This is a genomic window from Allobosea sp. 10L422 (genome assembly GCF_056395345.1).
This window is the reverse complement of sequence record NZ_JBFTJI010000005.1, coordinates 29967-48438: the sequence shown is the minus strand read 5'-3', so window position 1 is coordinate 48438 and position 18472 is coordinate 29967. Positions and strand designations below refer to the sequence as shown.

The 18472-nt window shown below is 66.3% G+C and carries 15 protein-coding genes; 6 read left to right on the top strand and 9 right to left on the bottom strand.

The window, feature by feature from the left end; all coding sequences use genetic code 11:
* Positions 1-89 precede the first annotated feature (89 nt).
* The gene (locus AC1DEZ_RS12055) at positions 90-437 is read left to right on the top strand and encodes a hypothetical protein (RefSeq protein WP_476779750.1); all 348 of its coding nucleotides are present in this window, start codon (positions 90-92) and stop codon (positions 435-437) included.
* 54 nt (positions 438-491) lie between these two features.
* On the opposite strand, the gene AC1DEZ_RS12050 is transcribed toward AC1DEZ_RS12055, so the two are convergent.
* The 7 genes from AC1DEZ_RS12050 to AC1DEZ_RS12020 all read right to left on the bottom strand — a co-directional run bounded on the left by AC1DEZ_RS12050 (position 492) and on the right by AC1DEZ_RS12020 (position 9594).
* The gene (locus AC1DEZ_RS12050) at positions 492-2330 is read right to left on the bottom strand and encodes a GH39 family glycosyl hydrolase (protein ID WP_476779749.1); all 1839 of its coding nucleotides are present in this window, start codon (positions 2328-2330) and stop codon (positions 492-494) included.
* 198 nt (positions 2331-2528) lie between these two features.
* On the bottom strand, positions 2529-3362 hold the full coding sequence (locus tag AC1DEZ_RS12045) for a 5-deoxy-glucuronate isomerase (protein ID WP_476779748.1): 834 nt from the start codon (positions 3360-3362) through the stop codon (positions 2529-2531).
* The gene (locus AC1DEZ_RS12040) at positions 3355-4419 is read right to left on the bottom strand and encodes an ABC transporter ATP-binding protein (RefSeq protein ID WP_476779747.1); all 1065 of its coding nucleotides are present in this window, start codon (positions 4417-4419) and stop codon (positions 3355-3357) included. The genes AC1DEZ_RS12045 and AC1DEZ_RS12040 overlap by 8 nt, the downstream gene beginning before the upstream one ends.
* Positions 4412-5494 (bottom strand): ABC transporter ATP-binding protein, encoded by a 1083-nt coding sequence (locus tag AC1DEZ_RS12035; RefSeq protein WP_476779746.1) that lies wholly within the window; start codon positions 5492-5494, stop codon positions 4412-4414. The genes AC1DEZ_RS12040 and AC1DEZ_RS12035 overlap by 8 nt, the downstream gene beginning before the upstream one ends.
* Positions 5472-6611: an ABC transporter permease gene (locus tag AC1DEZ_RS12030; RefSeq protein ID WP_476779745.1), complete on the bottom strand. Its 1140-nt coding sequence runs from the start codon at positions 6609-6611 to the stop codon at positions 5472-5474. Before AC1DEZ_RS12030 ends, AC1DEZ_RS12035 begins: the two co-directional genes overlap by 23 nt.
* A gap of 9 nt (positions 6612-6620) precedes the next feature.
* Positions 6621-7607, bottom strand: a complete 987-nt coding sequence (locus AC1DEZ_RS12025) for an ABC transporter permease (RefSeq protein ID WP_476779744.1) — start codon at positions 7605-7607, stop codon at positions 6621-6623.
* Between the two features lie 73 nt (positions 7608-7680).
* A complete protein-coding gene (locus AC1DEZ_RS12020; RefSeq protein WP_476779743.1) occupies positions 7681-9594 on the bottom strand; it encodes an ABC transporter substrate-binding protein in 1914 nt (637 codons plus the stop codon).
* A gap of 204 nt (positions 9595-9798) precedes the next feature.
* On the opposite strand from AC1DEZ_RS12020, the gene AC1DEZ_RS12015 reads away from it, so the two are divergent.
* Entirely contained in the window at positions 9799-10812 is a 1014-nt protein-coding gene (locus tag AC1DEZ_RS12015; RefSeq protein ID WP_476779742.1) for a LacI family DNA-binding transcriptional regulator, read from the top strand.
* A gap of 94 nt (positions 10813-10906) precedes the next feature.
* Here the strand turns inward: AC1DEZ_RS12015 and AC1DEZ_RS12010 are convergent, their stop codons facing one another.
* Positions 10907-11797, bottom strand: a complete 891-nt coding sequence (locus AC1DEZ_RS12010) for a LysR substrate-binding domain-containing protein (protein ID WP_476779741.1) — start codon at positions 11795-11797, stop codon at positions 10907-10909.
* Between the two features lie 93 nt (positions 11798-11890).
* Between AC1DEZ_RS12010 and AC1DEZ_RS12005 the strand changes: the two genes are divergently transcribed.
* Genes AC1DEZ_RS12005 through AC1DEZ_RS11990 form a run of 4 tightly spaced genes read left to right on the top strand, consistent with a single transcriptional unit; the run spans position 11891 to position 17347 of the window.
* On the top strand, positions 11891-12856 hold the full coding sequence (locus tag AC1DEZ_RS12005; RefSeq protein ID WP_476779740.1) for an extracellular solute-binding protein: 966 nt from the start codon (positions 11891-11893) through the stop codon (positions 12854-12856).
* A gap of 13 nt (positions 12857-12869) precedes the next feature.
* Positions 12870-13985: an ABC transporter ATP-binding protein gene (locus tag AC1DEZ_RS12000; protein ID WP_476779739.1), complete on the top strand. Its 1116-nt coding sequence runs from the start codon at positions 12870-12872 to the stop codon at positions 13983-13985.
* A complete protein-coding gene (locus AC1DEZ_RS11995) occupies positions 13985-16099 on the top strand; it encodes an ABC transporter permease (RefSeq protein WP_476779738.1) in 2115 nt (704 codons plus the stop codon). The genes AC1DEZ_RS12000 and AC1DEZ_RS11995 overlap by 1 nt, the downstream gene beginning before the upstream one ends.
* Complete coding sequence (locus tag AC1DEZ_RS11990; protein ID WP_476779737.1) at positions 16100-17347, top strand: aminotransferase class III-fold pyridoxal phosphate-dependent enzyme; 1248 nt, start codon at positions 16100-16102, stop codon at positions 17345-17347.
* A gap of 321 nt (positions 17348-17668) precedes the next feature.
* Here the strand turns inward: AC1DEZ_RS11990 and AC1DEZ_RS11985 are convergent, their stop codons facing one another.
* Complete coding sequence (locus AC1DEZ_RS11985) at positions 17669-18424, bottom strand: IclR family transcriptional regulator (protein WP_441509546.1); 756 nt, start codon at positions 18422-18424, stop codon at positions 17669-17671.
* Positions 18425-18472 lie beyond the last annotated feature (48 nt).

Sequence of the window (18472 nt, the reverse complement as noted above, 5' to 3'; positions counted from 1 at the left end):
TCGTCGCGTGGCCGCGATGGCGGACGACCACATAGCGGGCGCATTCTTCTCGGAGCACGGCCTTGCCCAAACGCAGGAGGAAACGACGGATGATCATTCGTTCCTGGCGCGCCGTCGCAGGTTCGGACGCGGTACTGGCCGCCTATGCCGATCACCTCCGGAAAACGACCTTTGTCGAGATGGCCGAATTGCCCGGCCATCTCGGCGCCACCTTGGCCCGCAAGGTGAAGGGAACCGAGAACGAACTCGTCGTCATGAGCTTTTGGGAGGACATTGCGTCGGCAGGCCATTTCGGGAAGGGCGATTTCGACGATGCAGTCGTGAAGCCGAGTACCCAGAAGCTCCTCAAATCCTTCGACCTGAAGGTCGAGTACTTCGAAACGCTGGTCTCGACGGGCATCGCCGGCGGGCACGACATCCCAGCCGGGCCAGCCTGACACGTTCCTCCGCGTCGACCCTCGGTCTGCGGAACTCGCCGATGTCGCGCTATCTCAGGTCGCCGCGACGGAGTTGCTGTCGGCGCTGACACGGCCGAACAGGTCCCGGGCGCGCACGCGATAGAAGCCGTTCACGAGGCGTGCGTCGAGATAGACGCTCGAAAGCAGGCCGGCCGGATTGATCACCTGCCAGGGGCCATTCTCCTGCGCACTCCAGAGCACGTCGAAGAGCTGGACGCTCTCATGCGGCGCCGGCTCCCAGAACAACACACGATTGCTGCCGTTGAGGCCGCCGAAGTGATGGACCCGGAGGGCAGAAGGCGCGGTAGGTGCCGCGCCTTCGCGCCGAACGAGCGCAGCCAGCGCGACCGACGGCAGCGGCATGTCGAGCCTGAATTCGTGCCGGGCAACGGTCCCACCGATCTGGAGGTGCTCGACCGTCAGGGCGGCCTCCTGCGCCAGGCGCATCGCTTCGAGCTCCGCGGCGTTCGGCAGATCGGGCGCGCCGAGATCCTCCCAGACCGTGAAGGGATCGCCCTTGCCATGGGCGATGCGGAAGGTGGCGAGCGCATAAGCGCCAGGCTGCAACCCGGAAAAAGCGAGTTCCACCGCGCTCTCGCCAGACTGCCAGATGCGGTCGACGCTGTTGTAGAGGAGCACGCTCGCGCCGGAGGGCGAGGCCGCGCCTCCAAGCGCGGTCGCGATCGCGCCGAGACCATTCCGGTCGGGATCGAGCCCCTGGCCGTCGAGCGTGAAACGGCGCTCGCTCAGCAGGCCGAGCAGCTCCATGACGCTGAGCGCCGGCTTCTTGACGAGATCGAAAGGCTCGGGCTCCCCCTGGCGCGCTTCCAGGGCGGCGATGTCGGTCTTGTGCTCGGCCTGGGCGGCACGGACCGGGCGCTTGCCGAAATAGGTGAGATGCGTGCGGTGGCCCCAGTGGCCGACGAAGCCGTTGTCGTTGCTGAGGACCTCGTAGTCGACGCCCTCCCCGTCGATCATCAGGCGCTGGTGCTGGTCGACGATCTTGGCCGCGAGCCCGGCGAAATAGGGCATGCCGTGCCAGGTATGGTAGAGATGCCAGCCGATCTGCGGATCGCATTCGTCGTTGACGAAGGGCAGGTTGGCGAAGCGGGGATGGTGCTCGCGGATATAGTCGACCGCCATCATCTCGTGCCGGATGATGGCGAGACTGTTCGGCGTCAGATCCTCGGCGTGCTTCTTCACCCCCTTCTCATGCACGGAGATGAAGTCGAGCCGCACGCCGGTCTCGCCGGTGAAGAGGTTGGTGCCGGTGTCGCAATGGGCGAGGAAGCTCTTGAAGATTGGCGGGATGCGCCGGGCGACGCCGGGGCCGCCGAGCCTGAGCTTGGGATCGACCGCTTTCAGCGCCTCGGAACAGGCGTCGTAATAGTTGTTGAAGCCGGTCTCGCCGCCGAGCTTCCACCAGATGTCGGGCTCGTTCCAGGTCTCGAAATACCACTCGCGCAACTCCCCGGCGCCGTAGCGCGAGCGGTAGCGCTCGATCATCTCGACCATGAAGTCGCGCCAGTGATGCGCCTGCGCGACGTCGTTGAAGTCGGTGTAGAGGTAGGAGGGGTTGCCCATCAGCTCGAAGAAGGGCCGGATGCGGTGTTCGAGCATGACGTCGATGGCCGCATCGAGCCGCGACCAGTCGTATTTCCCGAAGCCCGGCGCGGTCACGAGGTCGAGCATGTAGTGCACGCGCATGTATTCGATGCCGCGATTGGGCACGCCGCCGACATAGGCGAGAGTCTGCCGCATTTCCGGCTCCAGCAGCAGCTCCGCCGGGGAAAACCCGGTGCTGCGCCAGAAGCGCCGGAACGGGGTGGTCGGGGCGGTAAGGTCGATATGAATGCGGGTCTTGTCAGGCATGACAGGTCCTTCGCTCGCTGACAGCGGAGTTAATTTGTTGCCGGCTAATTTTAATGAGATCGAAACTTCAGCCCTCATCCTGAGGAGCGCCACAGGCGCGTCTCGAAGGATGATCCAGTGCGCTCTGGAGCACCCTTCAAGACGCGAGCTGAAGCTCGCTCCTCAGGATGAGGGCTTGTGGGAGTCACAGATGCACTCTCATTTGAACTTGTCGCGCATCGACTGGATGCCGGGGATCGCGGCCATCAGATGGGCGTGGCGGTCGTCGAAATGCTGGACCAGCCCGCGCTGCGTCTTCCCGACCAGGATGGTGAAGATGTAGCAGCGATGGCCGGGCGAGGTGACGGTCGGGTGATAGCCGCGATCGACCAGGATCGTGTCGCGATCCTGCACCATGAAGCATTCGGACTGACCGTCGGCATAGATGATCTGGGCACCGAAGCCGGTGCCGGGCTGGTAGCGGTAATGGTAGAGCTCGTCATGCGCCGTCTCGCCGTCGCGGTCGGCGTCGTGCTTGTGCGGCGGGTAGCCGGACCAGCAGCCGGGGTCGGCATAGAGCTCGCTGACTAGGAGATTGCCCGCGCGGCCCTGTCCGTTCTGGCCGAGGATGTGGAAGATGCGGCGGCGGCTATGGGTGTCGGGCGAGCCGACCTCGACCATCGCGACTTCGTTCGGCGCGATGCGGAACGGTTTCAGCCCCTCGTCGTCGCAGAGGCCGCCGGCAACGGCGATCTCGACGGGGCCGGTGGCGTTTTCCAGCCGGACGATGCTGCCCGGCGGGACATAGACCGAATCCGCCTCGCCTGACCAGATGTCGCGCCGTTGGCCGACCGCCGCGAAGCGCGCGCCATCGACGATGAGGTCCACCGTCCCGGAGAGTACGACATAGACGCTCTCGTGCCGCGGCAAGCTCTGCTCGACCGCCTCGCCGGGCTGCAGGTTCAGCAGGTTGAAATGGACATGCGGCAGAGCCGGATCATCGTCGACGATCGCGCGGTTGTCGTTATCGCGGGCGCGGATGTGCTTAGGCATGGGTGGCTTGTCCAGTCTGGATGGCGTCGACACCGCGCAGCGTGAGCGTCTCGGCGTGATGGCAGGCGACATTGCGGCCGCCGAGCTCGCGCAAAGGCGGCTGGGTCGTGCGGCAGATGTCGGTGGCGAAGCGGCAGCGTGGGTGGAAGGCGCAGCCGCTCGGGCGGTTCGCGGGATCGGCGACCTCGCCCGGCAGGCGGATGCGGCGGCTCTGCCGGCGGTGCGCCGGGTCCGGGATCGGCAGGGCCGAGAGCAGCGCCTCGGTATAGGGATGCAGGGGCCGGGCGAAGAGCGCGTCGGATGTCGCGATCTCGACGACCTGGCCGACATACATCACCACGACGCGGTCGCAGATATACTCGATGACGCTGAGATCGTGACTGACGAAGAGATAGGTCAGCCCGAACTCCTCCTGCAGGTCGCGCAGCAGGTTGAGCGTCTGCGCGCGGACGCTGACGTCGAGCGCGGAGACGGCCTCGTCCAGCACGACGAGACGAGGATGCGTCGCGAGCGCTCGGGCGATGCCGACCCGCTGGCGCTCGCCGCCGGAGAAGGCGTGCGGGTAGCGCCGGGCGTACTCCGGGCGCAGGCCGACCTTGGCGAGGAGCTCGCGGACCTTGCCCTCGATCTCGCTCGGCGGCACCAGCTTGTTCACCTTCAAGACCTCGCCGACGATGTCGCGGACCTGCAGGCGCGGATTGAGCGAGGATTGCGGGTCCTGGAAAACGAGGCGCAGATCCGTGCAATAGGCGAGCCGCTCGTCTTCGGAGAGCATCGCGAGATCGACGCTGCCACCATCCTTGCGGCGATAGCGCATGGCGCCGGCGCTCGGCTGGTGGATGCCGAGCAGGAGGCGCGTCACCGTCGACTTGCCGCAACCGGATTCGCCGACGAGCCCCAGCGTCTCGCCTTGCCGGATCTGGAAGGAGACATCCTCGACGGCGCGCACGGGATTGGCCGCCTTGCGCTGGAACAAGGTCCGGCGCGGCGGAAACAGCTTTGTCAGCCCGCTGACTTCGAGCAGCACGTCCGGCGGAAGCGTGGCGGAATCAGCCATGGCGGACGCCCTCCCCAATGGATGGATCGCGGGCAAGGATGCAGCGCACGTCGCGCCGCGGACCGATCGAGACCGTGCCGGGATCGGCGACGTCGCAGATGCCCTTGAGCGCCGCATCGCAGCGCGGGTGGAAATCGCAGCCCGCCGGCCGGTCGAAGGGCGACGGCACCATGCCGCGAATGGCGGCGAGCCGGGTGTCGCGTCCGGCACCGAGCCGCGGCACCGATTTCAGCAGAGCCCGCGTATAGGGATGGCGCGGATCGACGAAAATTTGCTCGACCGTGCCGCGCTCGACGATCTTGCCGAGATACATCACCGCGACATCGTCGGCGATTTCGGCGACCACCCCGAGGTCATGGGTGATGAACAGGATCGAGAGGCCGTCCTCGCGCTGCAGCTCCTGCAACAGGTCGATGATGTTGGCCTGGGTGGTGACGTCGAGCGCCGTCGTCGGCTCGTCGGCGATGAGCAGGCGCGGCCGGCAGGACAAAGCGAGCGCGATGCAGACGCGCTGGCGCATGCCGCCGGAGAACTCGAAGGGATAATTGTTCAGCCGCTCCGCCGGCCGGGGAATGCCGACCCGGCCGAGCATCTCGACGGCACGCATTGTCGCCGCCTTCTTCGACAGACCGAGATGGCGGCGGATCACCGGAACGAGCTGCTGGCCGATGGTGTGGACAGGCGAGAGCGCCGCCATCGGCTCCTGCGAGATCAGCGCTATTTCCTTGCCGCGCAAGGCACGGATGCGCCGGCCGCGCGGGTCGAGCGTGGTGACGTCCAGCGCCTCGCCGTCGCCACCGGCATAGACGATGCTGCCGGCGGCGATCCGCCCGCTCGGCGGCAGCAGGCTCATCAGGGCGCGGCCGGTGACGCTCTTGCCCGAGCCGGACTCGCCGACGATGCAGAGCGTGCGCCCGCGCGGCACGTCGAAGGTGACGCCATCGACGGCGCGCACCAGCCCGTCATCGGTGCCGATCTGGACCTTCAGGTCCCGGACGGCGACGAGCGGTGCGGCGCCATCTGCCGGCGCCGGGCTCCCGGAGGGGCCGGGTTCAGGCATAGGGATCGGCCGCATCGCGAATTCCGTCACCGAGGAAGTTGAGGGCGAGCACCGCGACCACCACCGCGACACCGGGAGCGAGCAGCCAGGGCGCCGTGGTCAGGGCCAGGATGCTCTGCGCGTCCTTGAGCAGCACGCCCCAGCTCACCACCGGCTCCTTCAGCCCGATGCCGAGGAAGGACAACGCCGTTTCGGCCAGGATCATGCTGGGGATCGCCAGCGTCACCGAGGCGGTGATGTGGCTGGTGAATGAGGGCACCATGTGCCGCCAGATCACGCGCTGGCGCGAGCAGCCGTCGAGCCGCGCTGCGAGCACGAAATCCTCGGTCCTGAGCGAGAGGAAGCGGCCGCGCACCACGCGCGCCAGATCGGTCCAGCCGATCAGGGAGAGGATGATGGTGATCCAGAGATAGACCAGCAGCGGGTCCATATTCGCCGGCACCGCGGCGGCGAGCCCCATCCAGAGCGGGATGGTCGGGATCGATTTCAGGAAATCGATGCTGCGCTGGACGACCTCGTCGATCCAGCCGCCATAATAGCCGGAGATACCGCCGAGCATCAGGCCGAGGAAGAGGCTGATGGCGACGCCGACGAGGCCGATCGACATCGAGATGCGGGCGCCATGGACGGTGCGCGACAGCACGTCCCGGCCGAGCCGGTCGGCGCCCCAGAGATACATCGGCTGGGACGGGTCGGCCGGGCCGATCAGGTGCCGATCCCAGGGAATGAGCCCGAAAAGCTTGTAGGGCTCGCCCTTGGCGAAGAAGACGACCGGGTTGACCGATTTCTCGTCGACCACGAAGCTCCGCTTCAGGGCGACGGGATCAAAGCTCATCCGGTAGCCGTTGACGTACATAAAATGCGTCTCGCCGGCCGCATCCGTGCCGAAGAAGCGCAATGTCTGCGGCGGGCCATAGGTGAAGCGGGCATTGTAGGTGTCGGGCGCGAAGGGCGCGAAGAACTCGGCCAGCAGCGCGACGAGATAGATGCCGATGACGACGAACAGGCTGGCATAGGCCAGACGGTGCCGGCGGAAGCGGCGGAAGATCAGCCGCCATTGGCTGGCCTCGGCCAGACGGCGGGCAGCCGGGGCGACGGTTTCAGGAACGGTGGGCGCGGCCATATCGGTCATGCGCGCGGCTCAGGCGTAGCGCACGCGCGGATCGAGCCACGCGAGCAGGAGGTCGGAGATCAGCGTGCCGATCACGGTGAGCGCGCTCAGCATCAGGATGAAGCTGCCGGCGAGGTACATGTCCTGCGCCAGCAGGGCCGAGAGCAGCAGCGGGCCGGCGGTCGGCAGGCTCATCACCACCGAGGTCACGATCGCGCCGGAGACGAGGTTCGGCAGCACCCAGCCGATGGTCGAGACGAAGGGGTTGAGCGCGACGCGGACCGGGTACTTGAACAGAAGCTCCATCTCGCCGAGGCCGTTGGCGCGGGCGGTCTGGACGTAGGGCTTGTAGAGCTCGTCGATCAGGTTGGCGCGCATCACGCGGATCAGTGCCGCCGTACCATGCGTCGCCAGCACGAAGACCGGCAGCCACAGATGCATGGCGAGGTCGCCGACCTTGGCGAGGCTCCAGGGCGCGTTGACGTATTCAGGCGAGAACAGCCCGCTGACGCTCATGCCGAAATAGCGCGAGAACACGTACATCAGCGCCAGCGCCAGCAGGAAGCTCGGGATGGCGAGGCCGAGGAAGCCGAGAAAGGTCACGACATAGTCGAGCCAGGAATAGCGCCGGACCGCGCTGTAGATGCCGATCGGCAGGGCGACGATCCAGGTGACGATCAGGGTGACGCCGGAGAGCAGGACGGTCAGCCCGAACCGATCCCACATCAATTCCGATACCGGCTTGTTCCACTCGAAGGACTCGCCGAAATCGCCGCGGAACAGGATGCCGGAAATCCAGAGCCAGTATTGCACATACCAGGGCTGATCGAGCCCATAGCGCAGCTTCAGCGCAGCCAGTGTGTCATTGTCGAGCGAGCCGCCCTGCTCGGCGAATTTGGCACTGAACGAGGTCAGGAAGTCGCCCGGCGGCAACTGGATGACCAGGAAGGCGACGACCGACACGGCGGCCAGCGTGGCCAGCGTATAGACGAGCCGTCTCAGCATGTAGCGGAGCATCGTGGACCTCCGGTGCGGGCGAGCGGGGCGAAGGGCCCGGAGCGCCGCTCCGGGCTCGATGTCGATGACCGGGCTATTCGTAGAAATACTGCTCGGGGTTGGTCGGGCCGGGCGTCATGTAGAAGAAGGTGTCCGGCATCAGATCGGGCACGTTGCGCATGTTGTTCTTCACGACGCCGTAATTATCCGCGTCCATGTTCGTGCCGATCACGTAGAACTGGTCGCGGGCGATCGCGAGGATCTTCTTCATCACCTCGATCTGGCCCGCCGTGCCGGGCGTCTTCTGCATCTGGACGTAGAGCGCCTGCTGCTGCTTGGCCGCCTCCGGCGGCTCCTCGGCATTGGGGTCTTTCGGGTTCTGGAAATAGATCCCCCAGGCCGAGGCGAAGGCCGCCTGGTTCTCGTAGGGGAAATACCATTTCGGATCGAGGATGCCGAGGAAGTCGTAGCCGCCGCCGCCGATCCAGACCATGGCGTCATGCTCGTTGGCGAGCATGCGGGCGAAGGCGAAGGATTCCTCGATGGTCTTGACCTGCATCTCGATGCCGACCGCGGCCCAGTATTTCTTGATCAGCTCGAGCGCGTCGATCTGGTAGCGGCGCGAGGTCGCGGCATCGACGGCGAAGGAAATGCGCTTGCCGTCCGGCCCGAGCCGGAATTTCTGCGCGTCGCGCTTGGCAAATCCCGCCTTGTCGAGCAACTCGTTGGCGGCTTTGGGATCGTACTTCGTGTACTGGGTCGCCATCTCCTTGTCATAGAGCGCGGTGCCCGGACGCGGCGCCGCCTGATAGGGCTGCGACTGGCCGGCATAGATCAGGTCGTTGATCTCGTCGCGGTTGATGGCGAGCGAGAGCGCGACGCGGACATCCTTGCTGCGGAAGACCTCGCGCAGCACCGGGTTCTTGCTGGTCAGGTTGAGCGAGATGCACATCGCGTTCGACCAGGCCGGCTGCGCCTTGAACAGGCGGTAGCCGCTGCGCTCGCGGTTCTGCGCCAGCACGATGCGCGTCTCCAGCCCGTTGAGGCGCTGGTTCTGCATGTCGAGCTCGCCATTGATCGCCTTGAGCACGATCGCCTGCTGGTCGCCCATGATGTCGAAGGTGACGCGGTCGATATAGGGCAGTTGCCGCCCCTCCGGATCGACCTTGAAGTAATAGGGATTGCGCTCGAGCACGACCTGCGTCGTGCCGCCATAGGGCACGGTGAGCCGCCACGGATCGAGCACCGGCCGGCCAGTATCGCGCCAGCGACCGGGGAAGCTCACCTTGTTGAGGAAGAGCGCCGCCCAGTTCGCCGCCTTGGCCTCGGTGACGAGCTTGTCGATGCCATCGGGATTGTACTTCTTGTGGAACTGCTTGAGGTAATGCGCCGGCGCCGCCGCGAGAATGTCCGACCCGAAGGTCGTCGCCATGTTCTCCAGCAACATGCCGTTCGGCCCGGTGAAGCGGAAGCGGACGGTGGCGTCGTCGATCTTCTCGACGATAACGGGGTCGTTGCCGCTGCGCAGCCAGCGCGGCACCGACGGCGTCAGCTCCTTGTTCATCAGCACGTCCTGATACCAGAACACGAGATCGTCGGCCGTGAACGGCGCGCCGTCGGACCAGCGCGTGCCCTTGCGCAGATGGAAGACGTATTCGGTGCCGTCCGGCTTGACGTCGACCTTCTCGGCGACGTCGGGTTCGACCGCAGTCCAATCGCGGTTCCAGCGGACGAGGCGGGTGTAGCCGACCGAGCGCTCGATCAGCGAGTCGCTGCCGCCCATCAGTGCCTGACGCCAGGTGCCGCCATATTTTCCGACCTTCTCGACCGGCTTCAGCACCAAGGGCTGCTCGGGCAGGCGCTGCTCAACCGGCGGCAGCTTGCCGCCCTTGACCAATTCGGAAAGCCCCGGCGCCTCCTTGTAGTCCGCGGCCCCGGCCGCGCCGGAGAGGACAAGGATCAGGGACAGCGCGACGCCACGCAGGGCGCGCCCAGGAAAAGCTGCCATCGTTTCCTCCGCTGCGCCTTCTGCTCATGGCGGGCGCTATGGAGTTACGTTATCGTTATCTCACTTATAGCGTCAACCCTCTTTAGAAAGGCAGTGCAAGACCCCTCCAAGGAGAATAACTGCAATCGAAAGTCGCATTTCTGGCGTTCGCGATCACCGAGAAATGCACTGGAAAGAGATATCGTTATCGTGAGATAAGGCGACATGAACATGAAGCCGGCCTTGCGGCCGCCAACCATCACCGATGTCGCTACCGCTGCCGGCGTCTCGCCGATGACGGTTTCGCGCGTCCTCAACGGCCGCGGCGGCGCTGGCGAGGACACGCGCCAGCGCGTGCTGCAGGCGGCCCAGGCACTGAACTACCGGCCCAACGCCTTCGCCCAGAGCCTGAAAAGTGACCGCTCGTACACGGTCGGCATCGTCGTGCCCGACATCGTCAATCCGTTCTTCCCCGAGATCATTCGCGGCGCCGAGCTGGTGGCGCGACCGGCCGGCTACACACTGCTCTCCTGCAACGTCATCGAGGACCCCGAACGCGAGGAGGAGGTCCTGGGCACGCTGCTCGACAAACGTGTCGACGGCGTCATCATCTGCAGCGCCCGCCTCGACGACGAACGGCTTCTGCACGCAGTCGCGCAGCACCGGGCTGCAGTGCTGATCAATCGGTCCGTTGCGAAACGCCATGCCGGCACGATCGAAGTCGACTATCGCTCCGGCGTGGAAGCCGCCGTCACGCAGCTCGTCGCCCAAGGGCGACGACAATTCGGCTTCGCGGCCGGGTTGGCTTCGTCGCATGGCGGGCGCAAGCGGCGGGAAGGGATCGAGGCGGCGCTGGCGCGCCACGGCCTTTCCCTCGCCCTCGATCTCCCCTGCTCGCCGGACCTTCAGGGCGGAGCCGACATCGCCGCCCGATTGCTGCCCGACGCAGCACGGATCGATGCCATGATCTGCTATAACGACCTGATCGCGCTCGGCTTGATGAAGCCGCTCGAGCAGGCCGGCATCAGGGTGCCGGACGATATCGCGATCGTGGGCTGCGACGACATTCCCGCCGCCTCGCTGGTGTCGCCGGCTTTGACCACGCTGAGGATCGCCAAGCAGGACCTCGGCGAGATGGCGATGCGGATGCTGCTCGACCGGATCGCCGGCCGCAACGCCCAGCAAGGCATCGTGATCGAACCGGACCTGATCTGGAGGGCGACGACCCCCCCCGCATAAGGGAAGGCTCGGATGCTCGGCTGTCTGCCGGTTGGAATGCGGCCATTTGCGCCTCAAGGCATTTGCAATGCGGATGACGGCTCCGCAATCGCCTTTAAGCGGGGCGATCCGGGGCTTTTTCCTTCCCGACCACAGAGGCTATGGCGGAAAAGGCAGCCACGCTGCCCAGGCTACGGGTTTCCCTGCGCGTCACGAGATACTCCCCGGCCACGACATCAAAATCGGAAACCGCGATGGCCCTGAGCCGAGGGTCGAAACCTCGCTCCTGATCGAGCACGATGCCAATGCCGACCCCGGCCGCAACCGCCTCCTTCACCGCTTCACGGCTGCCCAGGACCAAATGGGGCGGAAGTTCGAGTTTGCGCTCTGCCAGAGCGGCCTCGAAGAGGTGGCGCGTCATTGAGCCGGGCTCGCGCGTTACCAGGCGCTGACCAGGCAAGTCCCGCGCCTCGACCTGCAGGCGATCCCACCAGGGGTGGCCGGCGTGAACCAGAATCTCGACGCGCTGTTTGACCAGGAAATCGCAGGCGAAATCGGGGTGGGGCTCCCTCAGGGTCGCGATGGCGATGTCGATACGGTGCTGCGCGACGAGCTCCAGCAGATTTTTCGAGTTCGCCAGCCGCACCTCGAGTTGCACGCCCGGATGCTCTGCGGTGAACCGCTCCAAGATCGGCATCGCCACATAGGGTGCGCAAAGGCCGATCGCGAGATGGCCGGTGGCAAGACTGCGGCCGTCGCTCATTCGCGCCGAGATATCGTCGAGCATCAGGATGGCCTGGCGCACTTTCGGCAGCAGGTCGAGCGCGTCAGCCGTCAGCTCGACGCCGCTCGCCGTGCGCAGGAAGAGGCGCGTCCCGACGGCGTCTTCCAGAGATTTCACATGCTGGGTGATCGCTGACTGGCTGACGCCGAGCGCCTGTGCAGCGGCCGAAAAGGTCGCGTGGTTCGCGACGGCGTGGAAGGCGCGGAGCTGAGCGAGATTCATAGGGCCGCTGGAATAAGTTCGACTTCATTTCAATGTCACATGATTTAGCGACACTTATATCACGACGGATTGCCAGACGGTACGGAGACTTTCATGCTCAGCCTCTCCACAACGATGATCGCGCGTCTCGCCGCCACGGCGGCGTTCGCGCTGGCGAGCGGCGCCGCCTTCGCCAAGGAAGTCGTGATCTACAACGCCTCCGACAGCGTCAACAGCGCGCTCGTCGGGGCCTTCAAGAAGAAGCACCCGGATATCGAGGTGAAATTCGTCTCCGGCTCCACTGGCCCGATCGCCGAGCGGGCCATCGCCGAGAAGGGCAAGCCGCAGGCGGATATCGTCTATCTCGTCAACAACGTCGCCCTCGAGCAGCTCAAGCAGGCCGGCGTGTTCGAGCCCTACGAGCCGAAGGGATCGAAGATCCTCCCCGCCTTCCGCGACGAGGACGGCTTCTACAGCAAGTACTTCGCCACCACGATGTGCATGGTCGTCAACAAGGAGCGGCTGGCGCAGAAGGGGCTGCCCATGCCGGCGACCTGGGAGGACCTGATCAAGCCGGTCTACCGCAAGGAGATCTCGCTGCCCTCGCCGCTGAAATCCGGGACCGGCGGCGCCATCCTGACGACCTTCGTCGACGCCTTCGGCTGGCCCTTCGTCGAGAACCTGAACGAGAACGTCTATCAGTATTCGGACGGCGGCTCCGGCGGCGCGCAACTCGCCGGCGCCGGCGAGGTTGCGATCGGCCTGACCTTCGACACCACCTGTTTCGAGACCAAGGCCGCGGGCAAGCCGGTCGAGATCGTCTACGGCCGGATCACCCCCAACGTCACCGAAGGCGGCGGTCTCGTCGCCGGCGGCCCGAACCCGGCCGAGGCGAAGATCTTCCTCGACTTCATGGCGGGCGACGAGGCTGCCGCCGTGCTCGGCAAGGTGGTCGGCGCCACGGCGGTGCCCGGGCACGGCCTGATCGACCTCAAGCAGATCGCGCTCTGGCAGATGCGCCGCCCCGTCGACATGACAGCCTTCCGGCGCGAATTCGCCAGCCGCATCCTCAAGCAGTGACGGATCCGCAGCGGTGATCGAACTGACGGCTCCGCCCGCTGCCACCGAGCGGCCGACCCTGACGACGGGGCGGCCGCATCTGGCCGTCCGCGACATCGTCAAATCCTATGGCGGCCCGATGCTCGCCGTCGACGGCGTCACGCTTGCTCTGGCCAAGGGCGAGTTCGTCACGCTGCTCGGCGATTCCGGCTGCGGCAAGACGACCCTGCTCAGGATCATCGCCGGCTTCGTCCGACCGGATGGCGGGCAGGTCACCCGTTCCGGGCAGGATGTAACAGAGCTGGCGCCGGCGCGCCGACGCATGGGCTTCGTGTTCCAGTCCTACGCATTGTTTCCGACGAAAACGGTCGCGGAGAATATCGGCTTCGCGCTCACGATCGCTTCTCGCAGCCGGGCCGAGCGCGAGCATCGGGTTTGCGAACTCGCGCGCCTGGTCGAGCTGGAGCGGCTGCTCGGACATTATCCGCACCAGTTGTCCGGCGGCCAGCAGCAGCGCGTCGCTCTGGCGCGCGCTCTCGCCTCCGATCCCGAGGTGCTGCTGCTCGACGAGCCGATGTCGGCGCTGGATGCGCGCATCCGCGTGAAGCTGCGCAACGAGCTGCGCATGATCATCGACAGGCTCGGCATCACCACGCTCTATGTGACGCATGATCAGGAGGAGGCGCTCGCCCTCTCCGACCGGGTCGCCGTCATGCGCAACGGCCGCATCGCGCAGATCGGCGCGCCGACCGAGATCTACCACCGGCCCTGCTCCGCCTTCGTCGCGCAATTCGTCGGCATCTCCAATCTGGTCGAGGGCCATGCGGCGCGCGGCGGCATCGATGCCGATGGCGAGTTCTGGCCGATCGCGCTCCCGGCGCATGTAAGGCCGGGAGAGCGCGTGACGGCCGTCTATCGGCCGGAGCACATCGTGGTTTCCGGCGCGGGAGAGGGGCTTGCCGGGCGGGTCGTAGGCGCGGCCTTTCTCGGGGCGGTCGTCCGCCTCACCGTGACGCTCGAATCCGGGCGCACGGTCATCGCGGATTGCCCATCGCACCAGGCCGAGTCTTTCGGTCCGCGCGGCGCGCCCGTCGCGCTCCTGCCGGACCCGCAACGCGCGGCGCTGATTCCTGCCCGGACCTGCGCGTGATGCGACTGCTGCGCCAAATGCCGCGCGCGCTCATCAGCGGCGTCGTCGCGCTGCTGCTGATCGTCTTCATCGGCGTGCCGGTCGGCGCCGTCCTGGTCGAGAGCTTCGTGATCTCCGGCCCGATGTCCCCTGTGCGGCTCAAGGCCGTCACGGTCGACGCGCTGAGCCGGCTGCCGGAGCAGGAGAGCGCTGCCCTGATCCAGCGCTGGGGCGAGACCGCGACGGAGGCCGAGCGTGTCGAGGCGACCGCCGCGGCTTTCCAGCTCGTCGGGCCCCCGCCGTCATGGGACCGCAAGGCGCCCTATTCGGATCAGGCGCGGGCCATGGAGACCGCACTCTCAGCCCTGCCACCGCAAGACCGCGAGCAGGTGACGCAGATCGTGACGCTCGCTCATGTGATGCTGCACAAGCGGACCGCGCTCGCCTTCAAGGTCAGGGACCTGATCGATCAGCAAGGCTTCGACACGTTGCGCAACGGGAGCGAGGCGCGCCGGGGTTTCGACCACTATCTCAAGCTCTTCCAGGATTCCTATCTGCGCAACGCCGCGCTCAACAGCCTGTCACTCGCCGCCTTGTCGGTGATGTTCACGGTGCCCCTCGCCTTCGCGCTCGCCTATGGCATCAATTGCGGCGGCGTGCCTTGGCCGGCAACGATGAGAGGCGTCTTTCTGATGCCGCTGGTCGCCCCGCCGGTGCTGATCGCGACCGCCACGGTGATGCTCTTCGGCCGGCGCGGGCTGGTGACGCATACGCTGTTCGACCGAGGCCTGGGCCTGATCGACGCCGACGAGACCAATCTCTACGGCCTGCTCGGCGTCGTGCTGGCGCAGATGCTGCCCTTCATGCCGGCGACGCTGATCATCTTCGACAACATCCTGCGGCGGCAGGACGGCCGGGTCGACGACGCCGCCGCCAGTCTCGGCGCGGACCACTTCACCACCTTCCGGCACGTCACGCTGCCGCTCGCCTGGCCCGCGACCAAGCGCGCGATCGTGCTGGTCTTCATCATGAGCCTCACCGATTTCGGCAACCCGCTGATCCTCGGCCGCGATACGCCCGTGCTCGCCGGCATCATCTACGACGAGATCACCGCCTATCGGAACACGCCGCTGGCGGCGGCGCTCTGCGTCTGGCTCATCATTCCCTCGCTTGTTCTCTATCTCGGCCTCGAACTGCTGGGGCGGCGCAAGGGCTACACGAGCGCAAGCGTCGCGGCGCGCTCGGAGCTCTCGGCGCCACGCTCCTGGCGTATCGGCCTGACGGCCATTGCGGGAACCGTCGCGGTCCTGATCTTCGCAGTTTACGGCACCATGGCGCTCGGCGCGGTGACCCGAGTCTGGGGCACGGATTGGAGCCTGACACTCGGCTATTTCACGGCCGAGGGTGTCAATATCGGCCTCGCCGGCGCCGGCTATGGCAGCTCGGACCGCGGCCTCGGGCTCGTCTGGGAGAGCCTGCGCATCGGCATCGTCGCCGGCCCGATCGGCGGGCTTTTTGCCGTGGTGATTGCCTATGTCGTCGAGCGCCTGCGGCCGCCCGGCGCCAATCTCATCGTCTTTCTGGTGCTGGTGCCGGCGATACTGCCCGGCATCATCTTCGGCATCGGCTACATCGTCGCCTTCAACCTCCCCTTCGGCATTCCCGCCCTGTCGTTGACCGGCACTTCGGCGATCCTGGTCGTCAACATCCTGTTTTCGAACATCTTCGTCGGCGTGCTCGCCGCGCGCGCCGCGCTTCAGCGCGTCGACCGCTCGATCGACGAGGCCGCCGAGAGCCTCGGCGCCGGGCTCATCTCGCGCTTCGTGAGCGTAACCCTGCCGATCCTTCTGCCGGCCCTGCTGCTCGGGACCCTCTATGTCTTCATCGACGCACTGACGACCCTCTCCTCGGTGATCTTCCTGGTCTCGGGCAACCACAAGCTCGCCTCGGTCGCGATCTTCAACCACGCCAATTCCGGCGAATACGGCTATGCCGCCGCCAAGAGCCTCGTCCTGCTCGCCTTCGCGCTCACGGCCATCGCTCTGGCGCGGCTGATCGAGCGCCATCGGGAGACCGCAAGGCACCGCCGCCCGCCTTCGGCTCTGCCCGGCCTCCCTTCAGCGATCTCCCGGTAGATGCCGATGCCCCCCGATCTCGTCTCGCGCGATGCTGCCGCTTTCTTTCATCAGGAGGGATCGAGCTCTTGTCTTTCGGCTCTGCGGGCCGCCCAGGGCATCTGGCTGGAGGACGTCGACGGACGGCGCTTCATCGACCTGCATGGCAATACCGTCCATCATCTCGGGCATCGCCATCCGCACATCATCGCTGCGTTGAAGCGCCAGCTCGACACACTGCCTTTCTCGCCGCGGCGCTACACCAATGAACCTGCCGTTGCGCTCGCCGAGAAGCTGCTCGCGCGCTGGCCCGGAGCGCCCGCCAAAGTCCTCTTCGCCACCGGCGGCTCGGACGCGATCGAGATCGCCTTGAAATTGGCCCGCGTCGCGACCGCCCGCCATGAAACGATCTCGCTCGAAGGCTCGTATCACGGCCACGGCTTCGGCAGCTTCGGCCTGTCCAAGGCCGCGCCCGATCCGCGTCTCGGCCCATTTCTGCCGGGGCGCCGGCATGTGACGCCTTACTGGGCGCCCGACGGAGCCCAGCGCATGCTCGCGGAGATGCGCGCCGCCTTCGCGCAGTCGGAGACAGGCATCGCCGCGGTCGTGGCTGAGCCGATCCGCTCGAACTGCCACATGCCCCCGGATGGGCTCTGGGCCGAGGTTCGCGATCTTTGTGACCGGCACGGCACCCTTCTGATCTTCGACGAGATCCCCTCGGGGCTCGGCAAGACCGGCCGCTTCTTCGCCTTCGAGCATGTCGGCGCCGTGCCCGACGCGGTCGTGCTCGGCAAGGCGCTCGGTGGCGGCGTGCTGCCGATCGCCGCCGTGATCGCGGATGCAAGGCTCGATATCGCTCCGGAGCTCGACCTCGGCCACTACACTCATGAGAAGAATCCGCTGACGACGCTCGCCGCCCTGACGGCGATCGAGATCATCGAACGCGATCAGCTGGTCGAGCGGGCCGCTCTGCTGGAGCAGCGGATCAGATCGCGGGTCGCCGAACTCGCCCGCGCGTGGCCGGCCATCCGCGGGGTTCGGGGCGCCGGCCTGCTGCTTGCGCTCGAATTCGACCCTGAGATGTGCGGCCTGGGACCGGGCCCCGGCTTTGCGGCCGACCTCGTGCGGGCCTGCATGGAAGCCGGTCTCTCGACCACCTCCAAGGGCGACTCCAGCATAGGGTTTTCCTTGCCCATGACCGTGAGCGACGCCGAACTCGATCTGATATTCGAACAAGTCCGGAAGCTGGCCGAGCTGCTTCAACGCTAGGCGCAGACGCGCGTCCGCAATCGACCATGGCTTCGGCAGCCCCACGGGCGGAGAGCCGGTCGCATCGTCGCCGTTCGGTTGGAGGGCGCCCGAGGGCTGGACCGCTACCGGCGCGACATCCGCCCGGCTCCAGAATGCCGGCGGCGAGGAAGGACACATGATGGCGCTCGTCACGCCTTGCGGGCTCGATAGCGCCTTTCCGGCCGTCGCGCGCCAGAAGCCCGAGGCGCCGAGCAGATGGCCACCGTCGCACGTGGCCTTCTCCAGCCAATGCCTCGATATCAGCGTTTCAAACTGTGAGGTTTCTCGCGGATCGGTAACTCAGCGTGTCCACCGGGCATCACCAATGCGGGCGCCGAAATGGCGGCCAAACGCAAGCAGCGCATCGATGATCGTCTGATCGTTGCCCTCAGACAGGGCGAAGAGCGGATAGGAGACGCTGACGGCGATCGACGTGCCCTTGTGCTTCTCCGTGAGAGCGATCGAGATCGCCTTGACGCCGTCGAAGAGTTCCTGATCGGAGATGGCGTAGCCACGCAGCCGCGTCAGGGCCAGCTCACGGAGCAATTCGTCGACCGAGTGGAGCGTCTGCCTGGTGGTCGCAGCCAGGGAGTCTTCGAACAAGCCGCGAATCTCTGCATCGGGCTTGAGCGAGAGCAGCGCCTTACCCATTGCCGCGGCATGTGCCGGCAGCCGGTGTCCAGGCTCGACGGCGAACTGAATCGGCTGCGAACCGCGCACCGTCTTGAGCACGACGACCTCGGCTCCGGAGAGCACCCCCAACCAGACCGTGTGCTGCGTCTCGCGGGCGAGCGCCTCCATCTCCTTCTGCGCCTGCTCGACGATGTCGAACTTGCGATGGAAGCCGGCAGCGAGCTGCACAGCGAGAATTCCTGCGCCGTAGCGCTGGGTTAGAGCGTCCTGCTCGATCAAGCCGCCGCCTGCCAGGGAAGCCAGCAGGCGCGAGGCCGTGCTGCGGTTGACCTTGAGATGACGACTGACGTCGCCGACCCGCAGCTCGCCACCTGATTCAACCATGAGCTGCAACGCGCTGACGGCCTTCTCGATCGATTTCACCTGACCTCACATTGCGGCTTGACGCGGCGGCAAAGCGCCGCCACCATA